This is a genomic window from Solidesulfovibrio sp. DCME, assembly GCF_049995385.1.
Taxonomy (GTDB): domain Bacteria; phylum Desulfobacterota; class Desulfovibrionia; order Desulfovibrionales; family Desulfovibrionaceae; genus Solidesulfovibrio.
Genome location: NZ_CP188261.1, coordinates 2419281 through 2443433 on the forward strand (window position 1 = coordinate 2419281; position 24153 = coordinate 2443433).

Genomic DNA, 24153 nt, shown 5'->3' on the forward strand with positions numbered 1-24153 from the left:
ATGTAACTATCATATTATTCAGCTTCGTTTTGTTCCTGCATCGCGTCAATGGTTAAATCCATATCAGATACCATCGCTTTGATTTCATCTTCAACGGATTTTATTTGATTTTTTGTGATATTGGCCTTCGCCGCTGCGAATGTATCAAGTGATACTATCTTGTTGTCCATGTCGGTTATTTCCGCCAATGTTAATTGTTAATTAGCCAATTTCAATGATTTGTGATTTTATGCTGTATATATCGTCTAGTCCTGATATTAGAATATCACTTGTTTCAGATATGATTGATATGATTTCATCAACATTCCCACCTTGAGAAGCGTAGTATTTAGTTTGTTCAATGATTGATTTTATGCAGCCACGGGTTCTTGATGCATAATCAGTGCTTTTCATTATATTTTTCCTTAATTCAATTTGCGTGTCTGGATTTATTCCATTATCTTCTTCTGGTTCATAACTATCTATAAAATCTAATGCCATATTAAATAATGGTAGTAATTTATATTTACCACTTCGGTCCCTATACGTTATGTTCCAGATATTTTCAATTAGATATTTAAGCATTAGGTGTTTATTAGTAAGTGCATTTGTAATCAATATATAATCAGGATTTAATGGATTATTTTTGTAATTGGCATACGTTTCAATTATTTTATTGTTTATTGAGTATTCCAAACGAATGATTGATTGTGTTTCAATCATTTTGTTAAAAACAATGGTTTTTTCTTCACCTGATAATCTAGTATATGCATCCATAAACTTAATGGAATTTTCATCGCTTAAATCATATAATACGCTTGAAAAGTATTTTATCCAATGATGGTTTTCATTTGTACGTTCATAAAAAGCATTTGTTAATTTGTCATATATTTTTATATGTGATTGTTCGTTAGCTTCAAGATAAGACTGGATAAATGTATCTTTATCATTTTCATTTGAAACTAAATGGTTATATTTGCCATCGTATTTACGATTGATAATAATGGTACGTTTTTTTTCGGGGGACCGCTCTTTGATATAATTTGATATCACTTTTGTTCTTAAATCTTTAATCTTATTACGCATTGATAACCCAAAGAAATCTAATGCTATTTCAATGTAGCCCACTTCCAATCGTTGGTGTAATTCACGTGCATCTATTTCAAATTTAATTTCATTAAAAAATCTTTGAATGATATGAATATAATGGTTTTCACCATATTCGCGGATAAATTTTGAACTAAACGTAAATGTAATGGAATTATTGCGGCGCGAGATAATGAATTTCAATCCATAAGAATATAAATCTCTAAAATTTACAATTAAATCTCTATCGTCATATGATGAATTAAATATATCTTTTTTTGATTGTAACAGCGATATTATGTTGATAATTTCATCGCGTGTCATTTTAATCACGGACGAAAACTTATCTACAGTTAAAATCAAATGGTTTTTGTCATACCCACTATTGACAATACCCAATAAAACATTTATATCATCACTTAAGTTAATCATCTTATTGTCTCCTTGTCGGGGTAGTTGATATCCGAGTCAACTACCCTTAATTTATTTATATACTTCGTAATGTTATTTTAATCATATTTTTAATTGCACTTTCTATTTCATATTATTTTGCATCATTTTGTACATATATATGTATATGTACGTAATTTATTATATATACATAAAGGGGGACGAATCCCCCTTAAACCCCCTCTTTGTGCTAACGCACTTATCAATCCATAAAACCATATATTATATATACATATACTTGATTTGATATATGTATATATACTCAAAATATGCAAATAAAATTTGTCATTTCCAAACATTAAAAAGTGGCTGAAAATGATTGATAGCGAATGATTAGTCATTGACAAATTGCTAAATATATTATCAAAAGTAGGTGCATATATTAAGTTTATTATTTTTTTATCATTTTTCGATACCATCAAATCAGATGTCATCTGGATATGGTTACTTGATGATATGCCCTTGATATCATCAAAACTTAATGGTTTACTTGCGGGCCAAGCCTCGAATGGACATCTTAACACGTCCAAAAAAAATAACAAGTAGCACGTTGGATATATACGATTACTAGGTATGGATAGTATGGTAAAATCAAATAGTATAATCAGCATATCAAAACGACATGCACGATTGATATGGTCAAAAGTTAATGGTTTTTGGTATGGTCCAAAGTGACCATCAAAACGAATGGTTATTTTAGGGGGTATTTCGGAACCATCACTTTGAGGGGGTATCAAAAGCACATCATTTTGAATGGTGTTTTGATTATTTCCAGTATTTTCGGTGGCTTGACCTGGAAATAACCCTTGTATTTTACAAGGCTTGGATTCACCAAAGGGTTGTACAGGCACCAACGGCTTCAGATTTATATCAACAAAATCAGTCGTATAACTTAAAACCGTTGAAAATCTCAAGGGTTTCCGGTCAAGGACTTTTTTGGGATGCCCCGAAAATGGAATGGATTTACCGGGATTGTTTGGTTTGTCACTTTTACTTTTATATTTTAGATCTAAATAAAACATTGTGTATATTGTTATCTACTCCTGCATTTTCATTATCTAGTTTCCCCGGGTATTCGTATCCGGGGTTTTTTTATTATCTATTAAAAGGAGTAATCAAGATTATCTCCATTATCTTTATTTTCTAATAGTTCTTTGATTATGTCTGGAAAATTCTCATTATCATTTTCGTTATTTTCTACATGAAGTGTATTTTTTTGTTGATTATTTATTGGTTGTTCATCGCCATCAACAAAATTAAATGCGTATTTATTTTTATTTAATAAAAAGCTAACAATCAAGTGATTAATCATTGAGTTAACACTAACGCCGTTTGATTTACAAAAAGCAATCAAGGACAATCCATTTTCACGTTGACAATACACGTCAAAGCGATATTTATCATTATTTGCTTTTGGCATACCCGTATCCTCCAATTAACATATCTTTCTTTTCCTTATTTTGCTTTTTTATTTCGTTATTTTTATTGATAATCTTTTCAATTGCATCAACTAATGCACACAATCTTTCATAGTCCATACCGCTTTTTTCCCCGTAGTCGGTTAAAAATCGTATCAATTTTTTCAACTTTATGTTGTATAATACTGTTCGTGATATTTCGCCTTGCGCGGATGGCGTTAACGCAAATTTATTATTTACGCTGGTCCTGTTTATTCGTTTTGGTTTCATTTTAATTTTGTTCATAATTACACCTCTTATATATTTGTATGGTTGGCTAATTGAGTCACAAAACACCACTTAACTAGCGGATATATTGATAGCTCATAGTATTGATTGGTTAATTGCAGCATATCTTGCAACCATCGGTCAAATTGTGTTCTTTCTATTTCATTATTTTCAATTCCACAAAAATCTAATGATTTAAATAAATCACGGATTTTATTTTCAAGAACGTGGGGATAATCAATAAAATTAGTTTCAGTACACCATTTAAGATACTGGTATTTGTAATATGATATGGATTCCTTTGATATATTCCTTTCAATTTCTTTGCGTGACATTCGTAAAATTGATTTGTTATCAATATCTTTTAGGATTGAAACGGAAATGCCGTGATTGATAGAATATAGTGCTAAATCACTCATCATATCGTGTTCTAAAAGATACACACGATTGATTCCAGTTCTCATCATATTTTTAAATTTATCATCCAAAACATATCCAGGAATTGCAAAACTACTATCATAACAAATTTTTTTTAAGTGGAATGCTGAATCCCTGCTATCAACAATCAATATATTATTTTTACCAGCTGTCAGTGATTGATTGAGTAGCATTGTATCAATCAAATCTATGTTGTTAGTTAGTGTCTCTATTGTATCTATTTCCATACAAGACTCGCTTACCATATTTTTACCTCCAAAAACTTGATTTTTATCAAAAATAAAATCATAATAAATATGTTTTATTCCGGTATGATATTTTATTTTTACTTCTAAAAGTGACATATGCAAAATCTATCACTTTCATAACTTGTTATTTTCGTAGAAATAAACTTTTCACTTTTGCTGGAAGTAAACAAAATGGTATCACGGTATATTGTTTTCATACCGGAACGATGGGAAATTATGAAATGGTATAGCAGAGGCTCCGGGAGAATGCCGGAATCAGCCCCGTTTGATGGGCAAGGGATAGTCCAGGTCATCTTTGGGATTTGGACGCGTCTACGGGCAGTATACGGCCTTGCATCCGGTCGTGATGATGAGCGCCCGGCGATTATGGGCAAATCGTGGTGCATGTCGACCACGTAGTATTTGAGACATGCAGCGGGGCATCCTGGCCGGCCCAAGAAATTTTGAATGGAGTATTATTTTCATAGCTCTTCACGTCCGATTCCTCCCCGTACAGACACTAAACGTTCTTCATCACGAAATCCTTTGTAAACATATTGTATTTCAGGAGGTGGTGTCATGAATTGATAACTATTGTTCCGTTCAACACCCTCAATTTCTTCGCTCATATACTTTATAATACGTTGCACCTGCTTCAAGTTGAATGCATTGCCACGTATATTTCTGACATTATTAGCATTAAGTGTCCTAACCATCCTCTCTTGACGCATCCCAAGTGAATAAAAATAGTTAAAGATTGGGCGCATTTTTTCAACAAATTCGCGGTTCTTTATTTTGTTTTGGCGATGAAGGCTGTCAAGGTCAGGATGCCCTAACTTTCCACCAATCAAAGCTAACTCTTCTTTTTTTCTTTGCAAGGAAGACAGTGTTCTTTCCCGAATTCTATCACGCTCCGTTTGTGCAAAGTATAATTGCATTGATATAATCAAATCGCCTTGAGCATTGCTGTTTTGGCCGCTGGTAATGATTGCATCGCGAATGGAATGTATTGTTACCCCTCTATCCCTAAGCTGTTTTATAATATCAACACCTTCAAAGATGCTTCTTCCTAATCGGCTTATTTCCACAATTATGAGATGGTCATTTCTCTTAAGTGTGTTTAATAATTCATAAATTCTTCTGTCAGCTATGCTTCGCCGTGAGCTTGCTTGCACCTCAATCCAATCACTAACAGTCAGATTTTTACTTTCGGCGTACCTCATAATTTCAGGCCGTTGATTTTCGTTTGATTGTAAGTCAGTGGAAATTCTACAATATCCAAAAACTTTAATGTTTTCAGGCATATTTCCCTCCTTAATGGTTATGAGTCATTGTAATCGAACGTTTAAAATGTCCTAAAACCATTGTCAATTGAAAATATGTTTTACTACTTAAATAGTGTGAAATAATTTCGTTGAAAATGACCAAGGTGAATCATGTCTTGGATGTTGATTTTGCCACAGCGGAGAGGTATATTCACAAATATATATGCAAATTTAGCTTATTGCGTATGAAAAGGGGTTTGATGTGGATGAGAGTTTCTATCATCAGCAAATCGTATCTTCTTTGGCTAATGATTTTATTATACATGAACAAGTAGAAGGTGTCTTTCCTATAGATAATATAAAAGTGATTATTGACTTTATCATCTACCCTAAAAATCATTTAATAGAAAATGGCTTTGAGCCTATATATATTGGTGTTGAAGTTAAATCTCCATCATCTAAAGACCCAGAGTCAAAGTTTATTGATGCAGTTTGGCAAGCTCATACGTATAGCTTGTCATCATTTGGCGGTAAGCATCTTGCGTTCGTGCTTTTATATCCTCCAATAGAAGATTTTATTAATTTGGAACTTGTTAAAGAGAATATATTTCAGTCAACTAATGTTGAAAAGCAGACATTTCGTGTGACTGTTGAACGAATAGCGCAACGTGCAAATGTTGGTTTTTTAAAGATTGAAAATTCTTTTTGGAAAATTTTTTTCAGTGGCCGCTGCTCGTATTATACTTCAAAGTATGGTAAAAATAAAATTAAGAACATTGGTTCAGTCCGATATGTTGGAAATACTAAACGTTTGTTTGATGTTGAAAATCATCGGTGGTGCAAGTAGTTTTGATGCTGATTGTTGGTTTGTGCCCATCTTTAGGATTGTCTTGGTGGAACTTTAGTTTCATCGTTTTTATGACGGCACCTTGATGATATTTATGGAGATGTAAAATGAGATATAAAAATTATGATTTGCCATCTATTAAAACACGCTATGGAGATTACCATTTTAAATCTAAATTAGAGGCAAGGTGGGCTGTTTTTATGGATTTACTAGGTGTTTCTTATGAGTATGAGAAATATCAAGGAATAGTTTCTGTCAATTTTTTTGAGTATGCTTATATGCCAGATTTCTTTTTGAACGATATAGAGCTTTTTCTTGAAATTAAACCAAGGAAACCTGTTGAGTCAGAATTAAATAAAGCTGCGGCATGGGCAAATGATGCTGGAGATGTAGTTTTCTTTTACAATTTAGCGCCCGACAATGGAATTCGTATGATAGGGTGCGAAAACGCAATTCCAATTATGGATGCAGATGTTTGGCGTTGGTGTGAATGTTTACGATGCTTAAAAGTTGATATTACAGCCTATGGTGTTCCTCGATGTGGTTGTTTTAGCGACGATGAGTTCGATATGATGCTTCTAGGAAAAATTCTTGATATTGACTTTTCACAAACACCAACAATACTTAAGGCATTTTCTATGGCTAAAAAGCATGATTTTAAAACAAATACAAAGGCAAGAAAACTACCGCGTAGAGCTTCGCTTTTATAAAAGCATTTCATGGGTGTTGTTCACGAATATAAATATCGAAACACAGAAATTATAATTGCAATACTGCAAATAGCTCCCCTAAATTTATAGCATTCTTGACGTATTGTTTTCGTTTAATCTCTTTTGACAATTCGTCCATTAACTGGATATGAATTGTGTCTGGTAGTATATTATTTTGTCTCATAGTATTTTCAAGTGTTGTTACTTCTTTTTGGTCAAAATTATTTAGCATGTATTTTAGGTTTGATAGGGATAGTCTGTAGTTTCCTGACTGGTATAATCCGATGCACTTTAAAGTGAGCGCTTGGGTGTGAACAGGGTTTATTTTTAAAATATGATTTGAAGCTACTATACATAACCTATAATCTTTTTTATCAATAGCTTTGAGTGAAATGCTGATAAGAGCCTGTAATCTTATGCTATCCTTTGAACACATGGTGCTTCTCCGGGCGAATTGAGTGATATTGTCGAATGTTTTCGACCATTTATCCACGCTCGGGAGATTGTCAAGAGATATATTTAAAACTTTATAGTGGTAACAATTTGATATTTTTGATTTTTTTGAACATCCATTTGTTTGTTGATAATTGACGTGAAAAAAACTATCTTTGACTTGGGCTTTAATTATTATGCTGATTTTATTGGTTTGTTAGGGTACAAATCGAGGGTACAAGGAACCGGGAAGGTTCAAATTTTTATGTGTGTTATCGACGTGTTTATTCAATTAAATAAGCATATTGCAGTATTTGCGGGTTCGGGTCTCGCTCCCGGTACCAGAATAATACCAGCGGGTTGCAACTGTCCGAAGGGGCAAGGGCGACCCGCTGTTTTTTGTGATCCCGCCTTCCAGTCCCGGTATAGTCCCGGTCAGCAATTTTCACCCCCCCCTTTTCAGCCCGATTCGGGCTGTCCCGGCTTGTGGCCCGCGCGCCTCAAAAACCTCGTTCTAAATAGAGGAGGCAGGCACCCTGTCCTTGACCTGCCAGACCGCCACATCGGATGGGCGGCCTTGGAGCCGACTTTATGGGCAGGCCATTTCCCGCCGCGCTGCGCGGACCAAAAAAGCAGAGCGGTTGAGACCCCGCCCCTTGGCGGCGCGATCGATTTCTTCAAGCGTTCCGGCGGGAACTGTGATGTTCACCCGGACCGTGCGCTCATCCATGAACCCGAGATCCACGTTCACCAAGGCCCAGACGGCATCCTTGTAGTCTGGATCGTCCTTGTAGCGTTCCAGGCTGCTGGGAACAGCTTTCGCGGAAACGTCTTCCAGAATGAGTTCGACAGCCTCCTGAACGTTGGCCAGAGCCTCTTCCAGGGTGTCGCCAGCGGTGTTGCAGCCGGGAATGTCCGGCAGCGTCACGCCGTAAGCCTTGCCTTCCTCGATGAAGACTGCGGCGGGGAAATACATGGCTGCCTCCTATTCAATGAGCTTAGCATCTTTGCGCAGGATCTTGCGCATCAAGCCTATGCCCAGATCTTTTTTGGGATGCGGAACGATGGTCACGCGGCCGTCGGGGTGGCGGTACTTGTGGTGGCTGCCGCGTATGCTCACAAGCCTGAATCCAGCCTCTTCAAGCAACCGAATCAGTTCCGCGCTATTCATAAGCCACAAATACACACTGAAGTGTGTATGGTCAAGAGGGCATTGCCATGATCGCACCCGGACGGCGATTTGAATCATTGCCGGCCTCCCTGGAAGACGCCCGCCTGCGCAATCTGCCGCCCCAGAATTTACATGCGGAACAGGCGATTCTGGGCGGTGTGCTGCGCAAAACGTCGTTGCTCGACAAGCTGGGCGTGGAACTGTGGGCGTCTGATTTTTACTCCCCTGCGCACCGACTGATTTGGGAGGCCATGCTGGGTCTGTGGCGGGCTTCAAAGCCCGTGGACCTGATCACCCTGGCCGGGGCGTTGACCGCCGCCGGTCGTCTTGATGCCATTGGTGGGCCGGCCTACCTGGGCGAACTGGCGGGGAGCACCCTCTCGCCCGCCAACAGCCCGCACTACGCCGACATCGTGCGGGCCATGGCCAAACGTCGGGCCATGCTGGATATGGCCATGCGCATGATGGATATCGCCTACGATCCGGAGCGCGATCCATCCGAGTTCGTGGGTATCGCCCAATTGGCCGCCGATGCCGTGCTCAAGGACCGCCTCGATGCCCATGGCGAGTCGCCGGCCGAATTCCTGGACCCCTACACCCACTATCTTGAACGGCTGGAGGAATCCGGCGGCGGTGGGGTAGCCACGCCGTTTTGGAAACTGAACGCGTTGATCCGTTCGTTCATGCCAGGCGAAATGATCGTCATCGGTGCCCGGCCGAGCCACGGCAAGACGGCGCTGGCCTTGACCCTTGCCGAGCATGCCGTGGGGCTTGGACACCCGACCGGCATCTTCTCCCTGGAGATGGCCAAGTATCAGCTGCTCAACCGTATCTTTTCCTCGGGTAAGGCGGTCGGTTTCCGCATAGGTCAGAAACCGCAGGCGGGCGTTGTCCGGACGGCGCACCTTCACGCCTTCGCACGGGTTGCGCCCGGGGAGGAGGGGTTCCCCATGAAGAATGATCCCGGAGCAGAAGTTGCAGATGCGCCGGGCCAAGGCGAGGCATTGCATGACCGTGGCCGGGGCAAGGTTTTTCCGGGCCACGGATTCGACCATGGCTTCGATGTGGGCCCGTGTGAGCTTGCGCAAGGGAACATCGCCCAGAAGCGGCAGCAAATGGTATTCGAGCCGGGACAGGTCTTCGGGCCAGCTCGATTTGTGGCGGCGCGCCCAGGGAAGGTAGTGGTCAAAGGCGGCCAGGCAGAAGGGCATGGCGACGACGCTGTCGATACGCTGTTGTTGCTTGGCGCGCAGCCTGCCCTGGCGGTTGGCTTCCCGGACTTCGGCCAGGGACTGGGGACCTGTGCCGGTGGTCTGCGCCTGTTTGATGTCGGCCAGCAGGGAGGCGGCCTTTTTCGCGGTCCAGCCTTCGGTGGCCCAGCCAAGTCCTTCCTCGCGCTCCCTGCCGTCGCAATAGGTGCGGATGGCGAAGTAGCGGTCTGGCGACGCCCCATTTTTTCGGGTACCATGCTCCCGATAGCGGACCCCGGGATACGCGGTTTTGCACCACTTCCGGCTGGCTGGCATGGTCCCGGTATAGTCCCGGCCCGCAACTCCGTCAACGCGCCCCGCCGTGCGATGCTGTTTAATGATTATCAAGTAATATTAAATAATTACGTCACAAGCATACAGGGCCGTCCGGACCCATTTTCGCGCTTGAACGGACTCAAAATCCACCGGTCGCAAGGCCTTGCGAGTTCGAGTCTCGCTCCCGGTACCAGAATAATACCAGCGGGTTACGCGCGAGAATGTCTCGAGGCGAAACCCGCTGTTTATTTTCTTCCCAAGTGTAGCCCCGGTATAGCCCCGGCGAGATTCCTTCCCGACCCTATCGCTCGCCTGTCCCCCCGCGCTCCCCGTCAATGTGACGCGCTGACCAGATGTCACCAATCAGCGCCTGACCGCCCCATTGGTCGCGGGTCCTTCCCGGCAGCCGGCGATGCCCCCTGCGGGCAGCGGCATCGCTGCCGGCGCGGCCTCCCGGCGCACCGCTCTGGTCAAGGGACCCGGGACAGGGTAGAAGGGGGCATGGGCAACCGGTCCTTCCCCTTAGTCCTCGGGGGCGTCTTCGTGGCCTTTTTCACGGCGCTGGCTGTCAGCCCCGCCTCGCGCCCGGTCTGGTGGGCGGAAAACATCCCGGTCATGGCCATGTTCGTGCTCCTGGTGGCCACCTTCCATCGGTTCCGGTACACCAACCTGGCCTATGCCATGATGGCGGTCTGGCTTTTTTTACACACCATCGGCGGCCATTACACGTTCGCCAACGTGCCTTTCGGCTTCGTGACCGACCTTTTCGGTTTCTCGCGCAACCACTTCGACCGCATCGCCCATTTTTCCGTGGGGTTCTACGCCTTTGCCCTGGCGGAACTGCTCACGCGAAAACGTCTGGCCCACCCCGTCGTGGTGGTCCTTTTCGGGCTGACCGCCATCATGGCCGTGGCCTGCGCTTACGAGATCATCGAATGGGGCTATGCCGTCGTCGAGGGCGGGGAGGCCGGGGTGGAGTTTCTGGGCAGCCAGGGCGATCCCTGGGACGCCCAGAAGGACATGCTGGCCGATACCTTGGGCGCGGTGTTCGCCCTGGCGGTGTTCGTCCTGAGGCAATGCCTCGCCTCTGGGGAGGCGGCCGGCCGCGCCTCGACCGCCGCCTGACCGCTTCCGGCCCGTCACGACGGCAGCGCGTGCGGCCCGCCTCGTCACGAAGGCCGCGCAATCCGCTCGGCCCGTCACGACGGCAGCGCATCCGGTTCGCCCTCGGATGCGGCGGGGGTGGACACGGGCAGCCAGCCCGCGAGCAGGTAGTGGCGGCGCAACAGACGGGCGGCGAAAAACGGGTAGATGAACCAGGCCAGGCCGGCCGTGAACACGGTGGCGAAGAAGCTGGCCCAGGCCAGGCCCCGGGCGCCCTTGGCGGCGAAATAGAAGCAGCCGAACAAAAGCGTCCACAGCCAAGCCAGGTTGATGCGCACCAGACGGCCGGTCTCCGGCTCCTGGAAGGCGCTCGCCGTGAAAATCCCCTGGAGGGGGCCGTTGGCCCGCACCGGGTTGAAGGCGGCCACGAAGGGGCGGTCGCAAACCGGGCAGGCCTGCCTGCCGACGATATCGGAGGCCTTGAACTCGATGCCGCAACCGGGGCAGCGCTGGATGTCTTCGGCTGGCATGATCGTTTCTCCCTGGCGGCCTGGGCCGTTTACAAGGGTGTCTGCGGAGGACGATCAGGATGCATGGCCGGGGAAACGCCGTGGTTTCCCCTCCCGCGAGACGCAACGCAACGTTATTGGTTTCACGGGATAGAATGCATATAAGGCTTTTTGCCGCCCCTATCAACCACCAAGGCCGCCGGAAGGCGTGGCGGACGGCAGTTCCGCGCCGGGCGGCCGGCGCTTGGCCGCCCGTATCTCGCGGATGTCGCGGCGGATTTTTTCCAGCCGGCTGTCGTCGGCCGGGTGGGTGGACACAAACGCCCATAGGGGTTTGGGCGCGTCGGCCCGGCGCATGGCCTCCCAGAAGCGGACCGCGCCCTCCAGGTCGTAGCCGGCCTTGTCCATGAGCCGCAGCCCGATGGCGTCGGCTTCGTATTCCTGCTTGCGCCCGTACGGGAGGACCACACCGAGGTTGCTGCCATACCCCCAGATGCGCGCGGCGATTGCGGCCAGGCGCGGGTCCTCGTCGCCCATGGCCAGTTGCAGGATGGCCCCGCCAAGCTGGGCCCCGAGCTCCAGGGTCGCCCGTTCGGCGCCGTGGCGGGCCAGGGCGTGGGCCACTTCGTGGGCCAGGACCGTGGCCAGGGCGTCGTCGTCGCGGGCCACGGCGAACAGGCCGCTATAAACGAAGACCTTGCCGCCGGGCAGGCAGAAGGCGTTGGCCGTGCGGTCGTCGTCGAGGACGTGAAATTCCCAGTCCATATCCGGTGCCTGGCTCGCCGCGGCGATGCGCCGGCCCACCCGGGCCACGGCCGCGTTCTGGGCCGCGTTGCCCGACAGGCGGGCCGTGCGCAGGATGTCCCGGGCGGCCCGTTCGCCCATGGCCCGTTCCTGGCGTTGGGGGATGACGATGAGCTGGCGGCGCTCGGTGTAGGGGGCCGAATCGCAGGCCGCAACGAACAGCAGGGCAACCGGGACGAGCAGGCGGGCGAGGCGGTGTCGCATGCTGCCGACTGTAGCCGAGAGCAGGCCGGCGCACCAGCCGGGGCCGCGGTGTTTTTTGCTGACAAGCCGCGACGAAAGTGGGCTGACCCGCCAGCCGTGGCCGAGTCTGCTTCGCCGCGCCCTCTTGCCTTCCCCGGCCTCGACACCATACTGTCACCGTGGCCCCGGCGACGCCTGCCCTTTGCGCCGGGGCGACAAGGAGAATCCATGCCCTTTGATGCCGCGGCGGCCAGCCGCCTGCTGGAAAAGAAACTGGCCGACATCGCCCGCAAGACCGTGCTGCCGGCAGCCATGCTGGAGCTCGTGGCCGGCACGGCCCGGGCCCAGCTCGCCGCCCGGGCCGCCGAACGGGTGCGCCTGGACGATGTGGAACTCACGGACATCGAGCGCGTATTGCGCGGCGCGCCCATGCTGCCCAGGCACGCCTTTCCCTTGGATGTGGCCCGCAGCGAAGCGCTTTTTAGCGAACTCGCCCACCTCGTCCGGGTCAGCGAACCGCACCTGGCCGCGGCCATGGCCACTGTCGCCGCGGCGCCCGCCAGCGGCGATATCGAGCTGCCCCGGGCCTTCGGCCGCTACCTGGACGGCGACGACGCCTATTTCGCCGCTTTTGGCGAGAAAACCCCCGACGCCCCGAGGCTGTTCAATTTCCTCGTCCAGGCCAGCCTCGCGCCGCGCCTGGCCGCCGTGGCCGAGGCCGTCTACGCCCGGTTTCCGGAAAACCGGACCTGGAACTTCGGCCACTGCCCGGTCTGCGCCAGCCCGCCGCTCATGGCCCGGCTGGTGGGCAAGGTCGGGGCCCGGCACCTGACCTGCTCGTTTTGCCAGCTCGAATACCGGGCCAAGCGGCTGCTGTGCCCCTACTGCGGCGAGGAGGACCACAACTACCTGGAAGTCTTCACCGCCCCCGACGAGCCGGGCTATGCCGTGCACGTGTGCCTGCGCTGCAACAACTACATCAAGACCACGGACTTCCGGGAGCTGGACCGGCCGAGCCTGCCGGTCCTGGATGACCTGGAATCCCTGACCCTGGATCTGGCCGCCTGCAACCAGGGCTACAATCGGCCGGTGCTGTCCGCCTGGGGCTTCTAGCATGGGCGCCCCCCTCACGCGCACCGTGGCCTGCCGGCGTTACCGCGGCGGCGTCCTGACCGGGGCGGCCGATGCCGTGGCCATCGAAACCCGGGTCCGCCTGCGCCTGGAAGGGTACGGCGAGCGGGAGCTTTTCGCCGCGCCCATCGATCCCGAGGGCCTGGCCCTCGGCCACGCCGCCCTGGACATGCTGCCCCCCGGCCTGGTGCCGGTGGTGCGCCGGGCCGAGGGGCTTTGCGTCGACCTGGGGGTGGCGCCCGACACCAGGCGTCCGGCCGATCCGGCCCTGCCCGGTTCCCTGGCCGCCGACGAGCTGCTGGGGCTGGTGACGCGGTTCATCGCCGCGCCGGGGCTGTGGGACGGGACGGGCTGCTACCACCGGGCCGGCCTCTACGATCCGGCCGCCGGGGATTTCCAGGCCCGAGCCGAGGACATCGGCCGCCACAACTGCCTGGACCGGCTGGCCGGCCTGGCCGTGCGCCAGGGCATCGTCCTGTCCGAACTGGTCCTGTTCCTGTCGTGCCGGGTGACGGCCTCGATGATGGAAAAGGCGCTTCGGGCCGGGTTTCGCCTGGTGGTGAGCCGCTCGGCCGTGACCGCCGCGGCCGTGGAGGCGGCCCTGGCCGCCGATGTGACGCTGGTGGGATTTGCCCGGGACGCCGAAGGGCGCTTTACCGTGTTCGCCGACGCCGCCGGGCGGGTGGCGGCGTGAGCGCAGCCGGCGCGACCCCCCTGGGCGTGATCCTGGCCGGCGGCAAATCGAGCCGCATGGGCCGGGACAAGGCCTGGCTGTCCTTTTTCGGCCAGCCGCTGCTGTGCCGGGTGGCGGCCGTGGTGCGTGGCGTGGTCGGCGAGCTTTTCGTCTCGGGGCGCGATCCCGCCGCCTTCGGCATCGACGCGCCGTGGCTGGCCGACCAAACGCCAGGGCTCGGCCCGGCCGGCGGCATCGTGACCGTGCTCGAAGCCACGGGCCGGTCCTGCCTGGTGGTGTCCTGTGACCTGCCGTTTCTGGATGAAGCGACCCTCCACCGCCTGGTGGCGGCCTGGCGAAAGCGCCCGGACGGGGCGCTGATGACGACGTTCCGCATTGTCGAGACCGGCTACGTCGAATCGCTGGTCGCCGTCTACGATCCGGCCGGCGTGCCGCTTTTGCGCGAGTGCCTCGCCCGGGGCGAGCGGCGGCTGTCCGGCATCTTTCCCGAGCCGCTTCGCTGCTACATCGACTACAATCGGGCCGACCAGAACATGGCGCGGCCCTTTTTCAACGTCAATTCGCCGCCGGACCTGGTGCTGGCCCGGGGCATGGAGACCGGGTCATGACCGAGAATTCCACGCGCCTTCGCGACGGCCGCGGCCGGGAGGTCAGTTACCTGCGCCTTTCCGTGACCGACCGCTGCAACCTCGCCTGCATGTACTGCCGGCCCAAGGACCGGGTGCCGTTTATTCCCCACAAAAACATCCTGCGCTACGAGGAGATGCTCGACCTCGTGTCGCTGGGCCGGGAACTGGGCATCGCCAAGCTGCGCCTGACCGGCGGCGAGCCGTTTGCCCGCCGCGACCTGATGGTGTTTATTGAATCCATCCTGGGCCGCTATCCCGAGCTCGACTTGCGCATCACCACCAACGCCACCATGCTGGCCGGAAAGCCGGCGCTTCTGGCCGAACTGGGCGTCTCGGCCATCAACATCTCCTGCGACACGCTCGACCGCGAAAAATACGCCCGGGTCACCGGCGGCGACCATCTGGCCGCCGTGCGCCGGGCCATCGACGAAAGCCTGGCCGCCGGGCTGCGGGTCAAGGTCAACGCCGTGGCCCTGCGCGGCATCAACACCGACGAGATCGCCGATTTCGTCCGCCTGGCCGCCGAAGCGCCCCTGGACGTGCGCTTCATCGAATTCATGCCCATGGGCGACGGCAACCTCTGGAAGCCCGAAAACTACATCACCGCCAAGGATGTGCTGGCCCTGGCCCAGCGCATGGCCGACCTCGTGCCCGACAAGAACGTGCACGACACGGGCGGGCCGGCCAAGATGTACCGCATTGCCGGCGGCTTGGGCCGTTTCGGCGTGATCTCGCCCTTAAGCGAGCACTTCTGCGACACCTGCAACCGGCTGCGCATCACCGCCGACGGCAAGCTGCGCACCTGCCTGTTTTCCGAGCGCGAGTTCAAGCTGCGGCCGCTTTTGCGCAACCCCAAGCTCGGGTTGCCCATGGTGCGCCGGGTGATCGCCATGGCCCTTCGCGACAAGCCGCTGGGCTACGAAGTCCTCGACCCCGGGGCCGCGCCCGAGTCCCGGGACATGTCGGCCATCGGCGGCTGAGGTGGTTTCGCCATGTCCCTGGACATTGCCCGCCATGCCAGGACCGACGCCAGCGCCAGGCGCCTGATCGAGCGGCAGTGCTGGCCGTGCGGCCGGCCGGTCTGTCCGCGCTGCGCCGCGCAAAAGGTCTACGCCCTGGCCGAGGGCCGGGTGCGCTGCGCCGTGTGCCGCTACACCTTTCACTCCTTGTCCGGTCGTTTCGCCGGCCTGGCCGGCCTGACGCCGCGCCAGTGGCTGCGGCTGCTGGAACTGTTCGCCGCCAAGGAGACTTCCCACGCCATGGCTGCCGCCCTGTCCGTGGCCTACAACACCGCCTACAAGGCGGCGACCATCGTGCGCCTGGCCATTTTGGCCGCGAGCTTCGACGGCCTGGCCATCCTGCGCGGCCGCCTGGGCCGGGAGCTCGGGTTTTCCGGCAAGACCCTGCGCCCGGTGCCGGCCGACGCCCCCCTGGCCGACGTGCCCGTCTTCGGCATCCTGGAGCGGGGCGACATGGTCTTCGTGGACTACCTGCCCGACATGACCCCCGAGGACATCCTCCACTTCAACCTCCACTTTTCCCTGCCGCTGTCCCGCCTGGGGGCCATCGTTTATTCCGACCGCTACCAGAGTTACCAGACGCTGGTGACCTGCGGTTCGGAGGTGCTCTCGCGGCGTTTGGTCGAGGTCTCGGGCCGCATGCCGGCCGTGGAACCCCGTCAGGAAGGCTTCTGGGCCTACGCCCGGGAACGGCTGGTCCGATTCCACGGGGTCACGGCCCGGAAATTTCCGCTGTACCTCAAGGAACTGGAGTTCCGCCACAACCAGAAGGACAGCGATATCCTGCCGATTCTCCTCTCCAATATCTGCGCGTTCGTGCCAGATCTTGACTAATCGATTTTTCTTTGACCGCGACTGGCCTGTTTTTTAGGTAATGAGTGACTCTCATTGCGGAAGTCTATGTTATTTTTAACTTATGCTAAAATTAGCATAAGAGAGAACCGACCCGAAGCCCGGTTCGTGGCGACGGGGAAAGCGGCAAGCCTCGCGGCGAAGGAGACGGAAATATGGAATGGAACCGGCGAGCGTTCCTCAAGATCGCGGGCGCGACCACGGCCGTGGCCGCCTTCGGCGGGCTCGGCTTCGACCTCGGGCCGGCGCATGCCCAGGCGCAGGGCCAGGCCGACAAGCTCAAATTCACCAAACAGACCACCTCGGTGTGCTGCTACTGTTCCGTGGGCTGCGGCCTGATCGCCAGCACCGACGGCAACGGCGAGGGCCGGGTGGTCAACATCGAGGGCGACCCGGACCATCCCATCAGCGAGGGCTCGCTGTGCCCCAAGGGGGCCTCCCACTTCCAGCTCGGCAAAAACGACCGCCGTATCACCAAGGTGCTCTACCGCGCCCCCTACGCCGAGAACTGGGAGGAAAAAAGCTGGGACTGGGCGCTGGACCGCATCGCCCGCAAGGTCAAGGAGGCGCGCGACGCCAGCTTCGTGACCAAGGACGCCAAGGGCCGCACCGTCAACCGCTGCGAAGGCATCGCCTCGGTCGGTTCGGCGGCCATGGACAACGAGGAATGCTGGATCTACCAGGCCATGCTCCGGGCCATGGGGCTCGCCTACATCGAGCATCAGGCCCGTATCTGACACAGCGCCACGGTAGCGGCTCTGGCAGAGTCGTTCGGGCGCGGGGCGATGACGAACCACTGGATCGATCTCGCCAATTCGGATTGCATTCTCATCATCGGCAGCAACGCCGCCGAGAACCATCCCATTTCCTTCAAGTGGGCGCTGCGGGCCAAGGACAAGGGTGCCAAGATCATCCACGTCGACCCGCGCTACACCCGCACGTCGGCCCACGCCGATATCTTCACCCGGTTGCGCTCGGGTTCGGACATCGCCTTCTTCGGCGGGTTCATCCGGTATATCCTGAGCAACAACTTGTATTTCAAGGACTACGTGGTCAACTACACCAACGCGTCCTTTATCGTCAGCGACAAGTTCGAATTCAAGGACGGCCTGTTCTCCGGCTACGACACGGCCAAGCGGTCCTATGACAAGTCCAGCTGGAGCTTCGACAAGGACGAAAACGGCATCGTGAAAAAGGATCCGACCTTGCGCGATCCCCGTTGCGTCTTCCAGCTTATGCGCCAGCATTATGACCGTTACACCATCAAGGCGGTTTCGGAGATCAGCGGCACCCCCGAGGCCGACCTCCAGCTCGTCTACCAGACCTACGCCGCCACGGGCAAACCGGAAAAGTCCGGCACCATGCTCTACGCCATGGGCCAGACCCAGCACACCGTGGGCGTGCAGAACATCCGGGCCATGTCCCTCGTGCAGCTGCTTTTGGGCAACATGGGCGTGGCCGGCGGCGGCATCAACGCCCTGCGCGGCGAGGCCAACGTCCAGGGCTCCACGGACCAGGGGCTGCTGTTCCACATCCTGCCCGGCTACATCCCGACCCCCTCGGCGGCCATGCAGACCCTGGCCGAATACAACGAGAAGAACACTCCGGCCACCAAGGACCCCCAGAGCGCCAACTGGTGGGGCAACCGGCCAAAATACCTGGCCAGCTTCCTCAAGTTCATGTATCCCAAGCAGGACCTGGACACGGGCTACGCCTACCTGCCCAAGCTCGAACCGGGCAAGGACTACTCCTGGCTGTCGCTGTTCGACGTCATGCACAAGGGGGCGTTTAAGGGCTTTTTCGCCTGGGGCCAGAACCCGGCCGCCAGCACCGCCAACGCCAACAAGACCCGCGAGGCCATGACCAAGCTCGACTGGATGGTCACGGTCAACATGTTCGAGACCGAGACCGGCTCCTTCTGGAAGGGCCCGGGCATGGACCCCAAAAAGGTCAAGACCGAGGTCTTCTACCTGCCCTGCGCCGTGTCCTTCGAAAAGGAAGGCTCCATCTCCAACTCCGGGCGCTGGATGCAGTGGCGCTACGCCGCCCAGAAGCCCCTGGGCGACGCCAAGCCCGACGGCGACATCATTTACGAGCTCTTCGAGAAGATCCGCGAGCTCTACGCCAAGGAGAACGGGGCCTTCCCCGATCCCATCAGGAACCTCGACTGGGACGTGGCCACCAGTCACGCCTTCGATCCCCACAAGGTGGCCAAGCGCATCAACGGCGTCTTTTTGACCGAAAAGACCCTCAAGGTCGGCGACGCCGAGAAGACCTTCAAGCCCGGCGACCCGGTGCCGGCCTTCGCCATGCTCCAGACCGACGGCTCGACCTCGTCGGGCAACTGGATCTACTGCGCCTCCTACACCGACAAGAACATGGCCGCCCGGCGCGACAAGACCCAGACCCCCATGCAGGCCAATATCGGCCTGTACCCGGGCTGGAGCTGGGCCTGGCCGGTCAACCGGCGCATCCTCTACAACCGGGCCTCGGTCGATCCCCAGGGCAAGCCCTACCAGCCGCAAAAGGCCGTCATCGAGTGGAAGGACGGCAAATGGGTGGGCGACGTGCCCGACGGCCCCTGGCCGCCCATGGCCGATTCGAAGCTGGGCAAGTACCCGTTTATCATGCAAACCGAAGGCATGGGCCAGCTGTTTGGCCCCGGCCGCAACGACGGGCCCTTCCCCGAATACTACGAGCCCCTGGAATGCCCGGTGGGCGAGCATCCCTTCTCCAAGCAGCTGAGCAACCCCACGGCCCTGAAGTTCGAGGGCCCAACCGAAGTCCACGCCGCCTGCGACCCGCGCTATCCCTTCGTGTGCTCCACCTACCGGGTGACCGAGCACTGGCAGACGGGCGTCATGACCCGCAACTCGCCCTGGCTGCTCGAGGCCGAGCCCCAGATGTTCTGCGAGATGAGCCCCGAACTGGCTTCCATGCGCGGCATCAAAAACGGCGAGAAGGTCATCCTCGAAAGCACGCGCGGTTCGCTGTGGGCCAAGGCCATCGTCACCGAGCGCGTGAAACCCTTCACGGTCATGGGCCAGACCATCCACCAGGTGGGCGTGCCCTGGCACTTCGGCTGGACCTGGCCCAAGCAGGGCGGCGATTCGGCCAACATCCTGTGCCCCTCGGTCGGCGATCCCAACACGGGCATCCCCGAGACCAAGGCCTTCATGGTCAATGTGCGCAAGGCCTAAAGGAGCGATGCCATGAACGGAAAGACCTTCTTCGTGGACCTGTCGCGCTGCACCGGCTGCCGCGGCTGCCAGGTGGCCTGCAAGCAGTGGAAGAACAAGCCCGTGGAGCAAACCGAGAACACCGGCTCCCACCAGAACCCGCCCGACCTGTCCTGGCAGACGCTCAAGGTCGTGCGCTTCACCGAAACCACTATTGCCGGGAAGTTCCACTGGCTGTTCTTCCCGGACCAGTGCCGGCATTGCCTGGACGCCCCCTGCAAGATGGTGGGCGATTCCGAGGTCAAAGACGCCATCGTCCAGGATCCGCAGACCGGGGCGGTGGTTTTCACCGACAAGTGCACGGGGCTCAACGCCGAGGCCGTGCGCGAGGCCTGCCCCTACGACATCCCCCGGGTCGATGCGGCCACCAAGCGCATGTACAAATGCGACATGTGCAACGACCGGGTCCAGGCCGGCCTGCTGCCGTCGTGCGTCAAGACCTGCCCGACCGGCACCATGAACTTCGGTGACCGCGAGGAAATGCTGGAGCTGGCCAAGGCGCGCTTGGCCAAGCTCAAGCCCGCGCACCCCAAGGCCGAACTGGTGGACGCCGAGTCGGTGCGCTGCGTGTTTTTGTGCCCGCAGCCGCCGAGCGCCTACTACAAATACGTCCAGTTCGGCGAGGCCGGCCCGCGCCCGCTGACCCGCAAGGCCCTGTTCGCCAAGGTCCTGCGGCCGTTGCGGGCTTTCGGCTAGCGCGGTTGTCGCGGCCCGCGCCCGGGCGCGGGCCGCGACGCGAGGTTCCCTGCCGCCCGCCTCGGGAGGCCGCTGCCACGGCCTCCCGGGCCGGCCGGTTGCCGCCGGCCCGGGCTACGGTTGACCGGATAACCCGATCTGGTATCTCCCTGTGCCATGACAGCACGCATCTTGCCATCCCGGTTCGCGGCCGTTTTCCTGGCCCTGGCCCTGGGCCTTTCCGCCTGTTCGGGCGCCCCCTCCAGGGAGGAGCAGGCGGCGCACGTGCCGGGCGTGGCCGACGACCTGGTCGTGGTGGGCTCGTCGCTGCCCCTGACCGGCCATGCCAGCTACCTGGGCCAGCAGACGCTTTTCGGGGCCCTGGCCTATTTGAACGCCGTCAACGACGCCGGCGGCGTGGCCGGGCGCAGGATCAAGGTCCTGGCCCTGGACGACGGCTACGACCCGCCGCGCTGCGTGGCCAACACCCAGCGCCTCATCGTCGAGGACCGGGTGTTTTGCCTGTTCAGCTACGTCGGCACGCCGACCACGGTCAAAATCATCCCCATGCTGGAAGAGGCCAAGGTGCCGCTGGTGGGCAGCTTCACCGGCGCCGACGCCCTGCGCACGCCCTTTCGGCGCGTCATCGTCAACATCCGGCCCTCGTATTACCAGGAGACCGCCGCGGCCGTGAACCACATGGTCACGGACCTGGGCCTCGACCGGGTGGCCGTTTTCTACCAGTACGACGCCTATGGCTTCGACGGGTTGCGCGGCACGGAGATGGCCCTCAAATCCCATGGCCTGGCCCCGGTGGCCCGAGGGACGTACATCCGGGGGACCATGGACGTGGAGGAGGGCATTGCCCGCATCCTCGAGGCCAATCCTCGGGCCATCGTCATGATCGGCACGGCCGGCCCCTGCGCCAAGGCCATCCGGTTGGCCCGGGCCAAGGGCTACGACGGGCTTTTCTACGCCGTGTCCTTTGTCGGCGCCGACGAGATCGCCCGCATCCTGGGGCCGGACGACGGCACGCCGCTTTTGATGTCCCAGGTGGTGCCGCCGCCGGGACTGCCGGAATCGGAAACCCCGCTGTCGGGCGTGGTGGAATACGCGACGCTCACGGCCCGGTATTTCCCCGAGCAGCGGCCCAACCTGGTCGGCCTGGAAGGCTTCATCAACGCCAAGGTCCTGGTGGAGGGGCTGCGCCGCTGCGGCCGGGAGCTCACGCGCGAGGGCTTCCTGGACGCTATCGAATCCATCCAGGACTTTTCCGTGGGCATCGCCAGCCCGGTGAGTTTCGCCCGGGACCGCCACCAGGGCCTGGAACGGGTCTATTTCACCCGCCTGGAGCAGGGCGCCTTCCATCTGGTCACGGACTGGCCGGACCTGCGCCGGGCCGTTGGCGGCGCGGCCGACAAAGCCGGGGTGAATTAGCCCATGTTCGCCCATCGCCGGGTCAGCCTCAAGCTCAAGATGTTCGGTGGCGCCATGGCCGTGGTGCTGCTGGTCAGCGCCGTCATTGCCCTTTTGGCCCGCTGGATTCTCGTCACGAGCCTCAACCGGGAACTCGAACAGCGCGGCGTGGCCATCGGTCAGAGCCTGTCCGAACGGGCCGGCGGCTACATCCTGGACAAGGACCGGGCCAACCTGGTCAGCCTCGTCTTCGACGCCGCCCAGCTCGGCGAGCGGCGCATCCTCGTCTCCTACATCTTCATCGAGGACGGCGAGGGCCGCATTCTGGCCAACACCTTCATCCGGCCCTTTCCCGGCGAGCTCAGCCAGGCCAACCCCTTGCCCGACGGCGCCGATTCGAGCATCAAGCTGGTGGATTTCGAGGACAAGCGGGCCATCGACATCGCCGTGCCCGTGCGCGAGGGCATCTACACTCTGGGCGCGGTCCACGTGGGCTTGTCCAAAAGCCACATCGATTCCCTGGTGGGGACGTTGCGCACCACGTTTCTGGGGTTTATCGCCGCCGTGACCGTGGTCATGTTCCTCATTGTCCTGCGCCTGTCCAACGCCGTGGCCGGCCCCGTCGCCCGGCTGACCAAGGCGGCTGACGCCGTCAGCCGCGGCAGCCTGGAGGAGCCGGCCGCGCTGCTGGGGCTTCGCGACACCGCGCCCCGGGACTGCCCGGCCTACGCCGACACCGACCTGCCGTGCTGGCACTTCGACCAAAGCCGCACCGAGGCCGGCGGGGCCAACCCGCAAAACGTCCCGATCTGCCGGGAATGCCGCTTCTACCGCAAGGCAGGCGGCGGGGACGAAGTCGCCCAACTGGCCGAATCGTTCGGCAACATGATCTGGTCCATCCGCCTCTACCGGCGGCGGCTGCGGGAATCCGAGGAGAAATACCGTTCGCTGTTCGACAGCAACCCCGATCCGGTCTTCGTGGTCGATGCCGCCAACGGCCGCATCCTGGACGCCAACTCCCAGGCCGAGGACGTCTACGGCTATGCCCGCAAGGAACTGCTCGGCCGGGCCGTCGGCGACCTGGAGCCGGGGGCGGGGGCGGTGGGCGTGACCGCCTATTTGAGCGACCGCGACGCCCCTGACCGGGTGCTGTTCCCCAAGCTGCGCCATGTCAAGAAGGGCGGCGCGCCGCTCTACGTCAACCTCCACGCCTGCCGCATCGCCTACCGGGGGCGCGACGCGGTCATCGTCTCGGCCACCGACGTCACCGAACTGGTGGAAAAGGACGCCCAGCTCATCCAGGCGAGCAAGATGAAGACCCTGGGCGAGATGTCCGCCGGCATCGCCCACGAGCTCAACCAGCCCTTAAACGCCATCAAGCTCGGCAGCGACTACCTGCGCCTGGTCACCGAGGGCGGCAAGCTCCCCCCGGCCGACAACCTGGCCGCCGTCACGGCCCAGATCAGCGCCCAGGTCGACCGGGCGGCGGCCATTATCGCCCATCTGCGCGATTTCGGCCGCAAATCCCAGCCGCAGATGGAAAATGTCGACCTCAACGATCCCATCCGGGGCGTGTTCGCCATCATCGGCCACGACCTGTCCCTTCAGGACATCGCCGTGCGCCTGGACCTCGGCGCGCTTTCGCCCATAAAGGCCCACGCCAACCGGTTGGAACAGGTCTTCTTCAATCTGGTGGTCAACGCCCGCGACGCCCTGCTTGGCGCCGCCTGTCCCGACAGTGCCGCCAGGGGCCGGGCCATCGCCATCGCCACGCGCATGGAGGAGGGCCGCGTGACGGCGTCCGTCGCCGACAACGGCTGCGGCATTCCCGAACACGTGCGCCACAAGATCTTCGAGCCGTTTTTCACCACCAAGCAGGCCGGTCAGGGCATGGGGCTGGGGCTGGCCATCACCTACGGCATTGTCAAGGATTACGGTGGTGACATTCTTGTCGACGACGCCCCTGGGGGCGGCTGTGTTTTCCGGCTGACTTTCCCGGTCGCGCGCGACGGTGCCCCCCAAGGGGCTTGACGCCGCCCCCGGGTCGCGGCCACAAGGGCATCGGTATAGGCGGGAGCAAGG

Annotated in this window: 24 protein-coding genes and 1 pseudogene; 13 read left to right on the top strand and 12 right to left on the bottom strand. The window is 56.1% G+C overall.

What is annotated here, in order from left to right; all coding sequences use genetic code 11:
- Window positions 1–14: 14 nt before the first annotated feature.
- The 7 genes from ACP59X_RS10340 to ACP59X_RS10370 all read right to left on the bottom strand — a co-directional run bounded on the left by ACP59X_RS10340 (window position 15) and on the right by ACP59X_RS10370 (window position 5169).
- Window positions 15–170 (bottom strand): hypothetical protein, encoded by a 156-nt coding sequence (locus tag ACP59X_RS10340; RefSeq protein ID WP_428568980.1) that lies wholly within the window; start codon window positions 168–170, stop codon window positions 15–17.
- A gap of 31 nt (window positions 171–201) precedes the next feature.
- Window positions 202–1497 carry a hypothetical protein gene (locus ACP59X_RS10345; protein WP_428568983.1) on the bottom strand — a complete coding sequence of 432 codons (1296 nt, stop codon included), beginning with the start codon at window positions 1495–1497 and terminating at the stop codon, window positions 202–204.
- Between the two features lie 122 nt (window positions 1498–1619).
- Complete coding sequence (locus tag ACP59X_RS10350) at window positions 1620–2537, bottom strand: hypothetical protein (RefSeq protein ID WP_428568986.1); 918 nt, start codon at window positions 2535–2537, stop codon at window positions 1620–1622.
- Between the two features lie 80 nt (window positions 2538–2617).
- Window positions 2618–2935, bottom strand: coding sequence for a hypothetical protein (locus tag ACP59X_RS10355; RefSeq protein WP_428568989.1), 318 nt, complete (start codon window positions 2933–2935; stop codon window positions 2618–2620).
- Complete coding sequence (locus ACP59X_RS10360) at window positions 2919–3218, bottom strand: hypothetical protein (protein ID WP_428568992.1); 300 nt, start codon at window positions 3216–3218, stop codon at window positions 2919–2921. The genes ACP59X_RS10355 and ACP59X_RS10360 overlap by 17 nt, the downstream gene beginning before the upstream one ends.
- 11 nt (window positions 3219–3229) lie before the next feature.
- A complete protein-coding gene (locus tag ACP59X_RS10365) occupies window positions 3230–3982 on the bottom strand; it encodes a hypothetical protein (RefSeq protein WP_428568995.1) in 753 nt (250 codons plus the stop codon).
- Window positions 3983–4347: 365 nt separating this feature from the next.
- Entirely contained in the window at window positions 4348–5169 is an 822-nt protein-coding gene (locus ACP59X_RS10370; RefSeq protein WP_428568999.1) for a recombinase family protein, read from the bottom strand.
- Window positions 5170–5392: 223 nt separating this feature from the next.
- Between ACP59X_RS10370 and ACP59X_RS10375 the strand changes: the two genes are divergently transcribed.
- Entirely contained in the window at window positions 5393–5977 is a 585-nt protein-coding gene (locus ACP59X_RS10375; RefSeq protein WP_428569002.1) for a hypothetical protein, read from the top strand.
- A 107-nt stretch (window positions 5978–6084) separates the two neighbouring features.
- Window positions 6085–6687 (top strand): PDDEXK family nuclease, encoded by a 603-nt coding sequence (locus tag ACP59X_RS10380; protein WP_428569006.1) that lies wholly within the window; start codon window positions 6085–6087, stop codon window positions 6685–6687.
- 49 nt (window positions 6688–6736) lie between these two features.
- On the opposite strand, the gene ACP59X_RS10385 is transcribed toward ACP59X_RS10380, so the two are convergent.
- The 3 genes from ACP59X_RS10385 to ACP59X_RS10395 all read right to left on the bottom strand — a co-directional run bounded on the left by ACP59X_RS10385 (window position 6737) and on the right by ACP59X_RS10395 (window position 8368).
- Complete coding sequence (locus ACP59X_RS10385) at window positions 6737–7123, bottom strand: hypothetical protein (RefSeq protein WP_428569009.1); 387 nt, start codon at window positions 7121–7123, stop codon at window positions 6737–6739.
- A 585-nt stretch (window positions 7124–7708) separates the two neighbouring features.
- The gene (locus tag ACP59X_RS10390) at window positions 7709–8095 is read right to left on the bottom strand and encodes a type II toxin-antitoxin system HicB family antitoxin (RefSeq protein WP_428569012.1); all 387 of its coding nucleotides are present in this window, start codon (window positions 8093–8095) and stop codon (window positions 7709–7711) included.
- A gap of 9 nt (window positions 8096–8104) precedes the next feature.
- A complete protein-coding gene (locus tag ACP59X_RS10395; protein WP_428569015.1) occupies window positions 8105–8368 on the bottom strand; it encodes a type II toxin-antitoxin system HicA family toxin in 264 nt (87 codons plus the stop codon).
- Between ACP59X_RS10395 and ACP59X_RS10400 the strand changes: the two are divergent.
- Together ACP59X_RS10400 and ACP59X_RS10405 are read left to right on the top strand one after the other, a co-directional pair.
- A pseudogene (locus tag ACP59X_RS10400) lies at window positions 8338–9084 on the top strand (replicative DNA helicase); the annotation flags it as partial. The gene ACP59X_RS10395 and the pseudogene ACP59X_RS10400 sit on opposite strands and share 31 nt — an antisense overlap.
- A gap of 1233 nt (window positions 9085–10317) precedes the next feature.
- A complete protein-coding gene (locus tag ACP59X_RS10405) occupies window positions 10318–10941 on the top strand; it encodes a DUF2238 domain-containing protein (protein WP_428569850.1) in 624 nt (207 codons plus the stop codon).
- 74 nt (window positions 10942–11015) lie between these two features.
- Here the strand turns inward: ACP59X_RS10405 and ACP59X_RS10410 are convergent, their stop codons facing one another.
- Both ACP59X_RS10410 and ACP59X_RS10415 read right to left on the bottom strand, forming a co-directional pair.
- Window positions 11016–11450 carry a hypothetical protein gene (locus tag ACP59X_RS10410; RefSeq protein WP_428569018.1) on the bottom strand — a complete coding sequence of 145 codons (435 nt, stop codon included), beginning with the start codon at window positions 11448–11450 and terminating at the stop codon, window positions 11016–11018.
- Between the two features lie 162 nt (window positions 11451–11612).
- Window positions 11613–12437: a M48 family metallopeptidase gene (locus tag ACP59X_RS10415; RefSeq protein WP_428569021.1), complete on the bottom strand. Its 825-nt coding sequence runs from the start codon at window positions 12435–12437 to the stop codon at window positions 11613–11615.
- A 207-nt stretch (window positions 12438–12644) separates the two neighbouring features.
- Here ACP59X_RS10415 and ACP59X_RS10420 point away from each other — a divergent pair, with 207 nt between their 5' ends.
- From ACP59X_RS10420 to ACP59X_RS10460, 9 genes are all read left to right on the top strand, one after another.
- Window positions 12645–13529, top strand: a complete 885-nt coding sequence (locus ACP59X_RS10420; protein WP_428569025.1) for a formate dehydrogenase accessory protein FdhE — start codon at window positions 12645–12647, stop codon at window positions 13527–13529.
- Between the two features lies 1 nt (window position 13530).
- The gene (locus ACP59X_RS10425; protein ID WP_428569028.1) at window positions 13531–14241 is read left to right on the top strand and encodes a formate dehydrogenase accessory sulfurtransferase FdhD; all 711 of its coding nucleotides are present in this window, start codon (window positions 13531–13533) and stop codon (window positions 14239–14241) included.
- Entirely contained in the window at window positions 14238–14849 is a 612-nt protein-coding gene (gene mobA, locus ACP59X_RS10430; RefSeq protein WP_428569031.1) for a molybdenum cofactor guanylyltransferase, read from the top strand. The genes ACP59X_RS10425 and mobA overlap by 4 nt, the downstream gene beginning before the upstream one ends.
- Window positions 14846–15850: a GTP 3',8-cyclase MoaA gene (gene moaA / locus ACP59X_RS10435; RefSeq protein ID WP_428569036.1), complete on the top strand. Its 1005-nt coding sequence runs from the start codon at window positions 14846–14848 to the stop codon at window positions 15848–15850. Before mobA ends, moaA begins: the two co-directional genes overlap by 4 nt.
- A gap of 12 nt (window positions 15851–15862) precedes the next feature.
- Window positions 15863–16723: a transposase gene (locus tag ACP59X_RS10440; protein ID WP_428569039.1), complete on the top strand. Its 861-nt coding sequence runs from the start codon at window positions 15863–15865 to the stop codon at window positions 16721–16723.
- A gap of 173 nt (window positions 16724–16896) precedes the next feature.
- Complete coding sequence (gene fdnG, locus ACP59X_RS10445; protein ID WP_428569042.1) at window positions 16897–19941, top strand: formate dehydrogenase-N subunit alpha; 3045 nt, start codon at window positions 16897–16899, stop codon at window positions 19939–19941.
- Between the two features lie 12 nt (window positions 19942–19953).
- Window positions 19954–20676, top strand: coding sequence for a 4Fe-4S dicluster domain-containing protein (locus tag ACP59X_RS10450; protein WP_428569045.1), 723 nt, complete (start codon window positions 19954–19956; stop codon window positions 20674–20676).
- Between the two features lie 156 nt (window positions 20677–20832).
- A complete protein-coding gene (locus ACP59X_RS10455; protein WP_428569050.1) occupies window positions 20833–22092 on the top strand; it encodes an ABC transporter substrate-binding protein in 1260 nt (419 codons plus the stop codon).
- A 3-nt stretch (window positions 22093–22095) separates the two neighbouring features.
- Window positions 22096–24102, top strand: a complete 2007-nt coding sequence (locus tag ACP59X_RS10460) for an ATP-binding protein (protein WP_428569055.1) — start codon at window positions 22096–22098, stop codon at window positions 24100–24102.
- Window positions 24103–24153 lie beyond the last annotated feature (51 nt).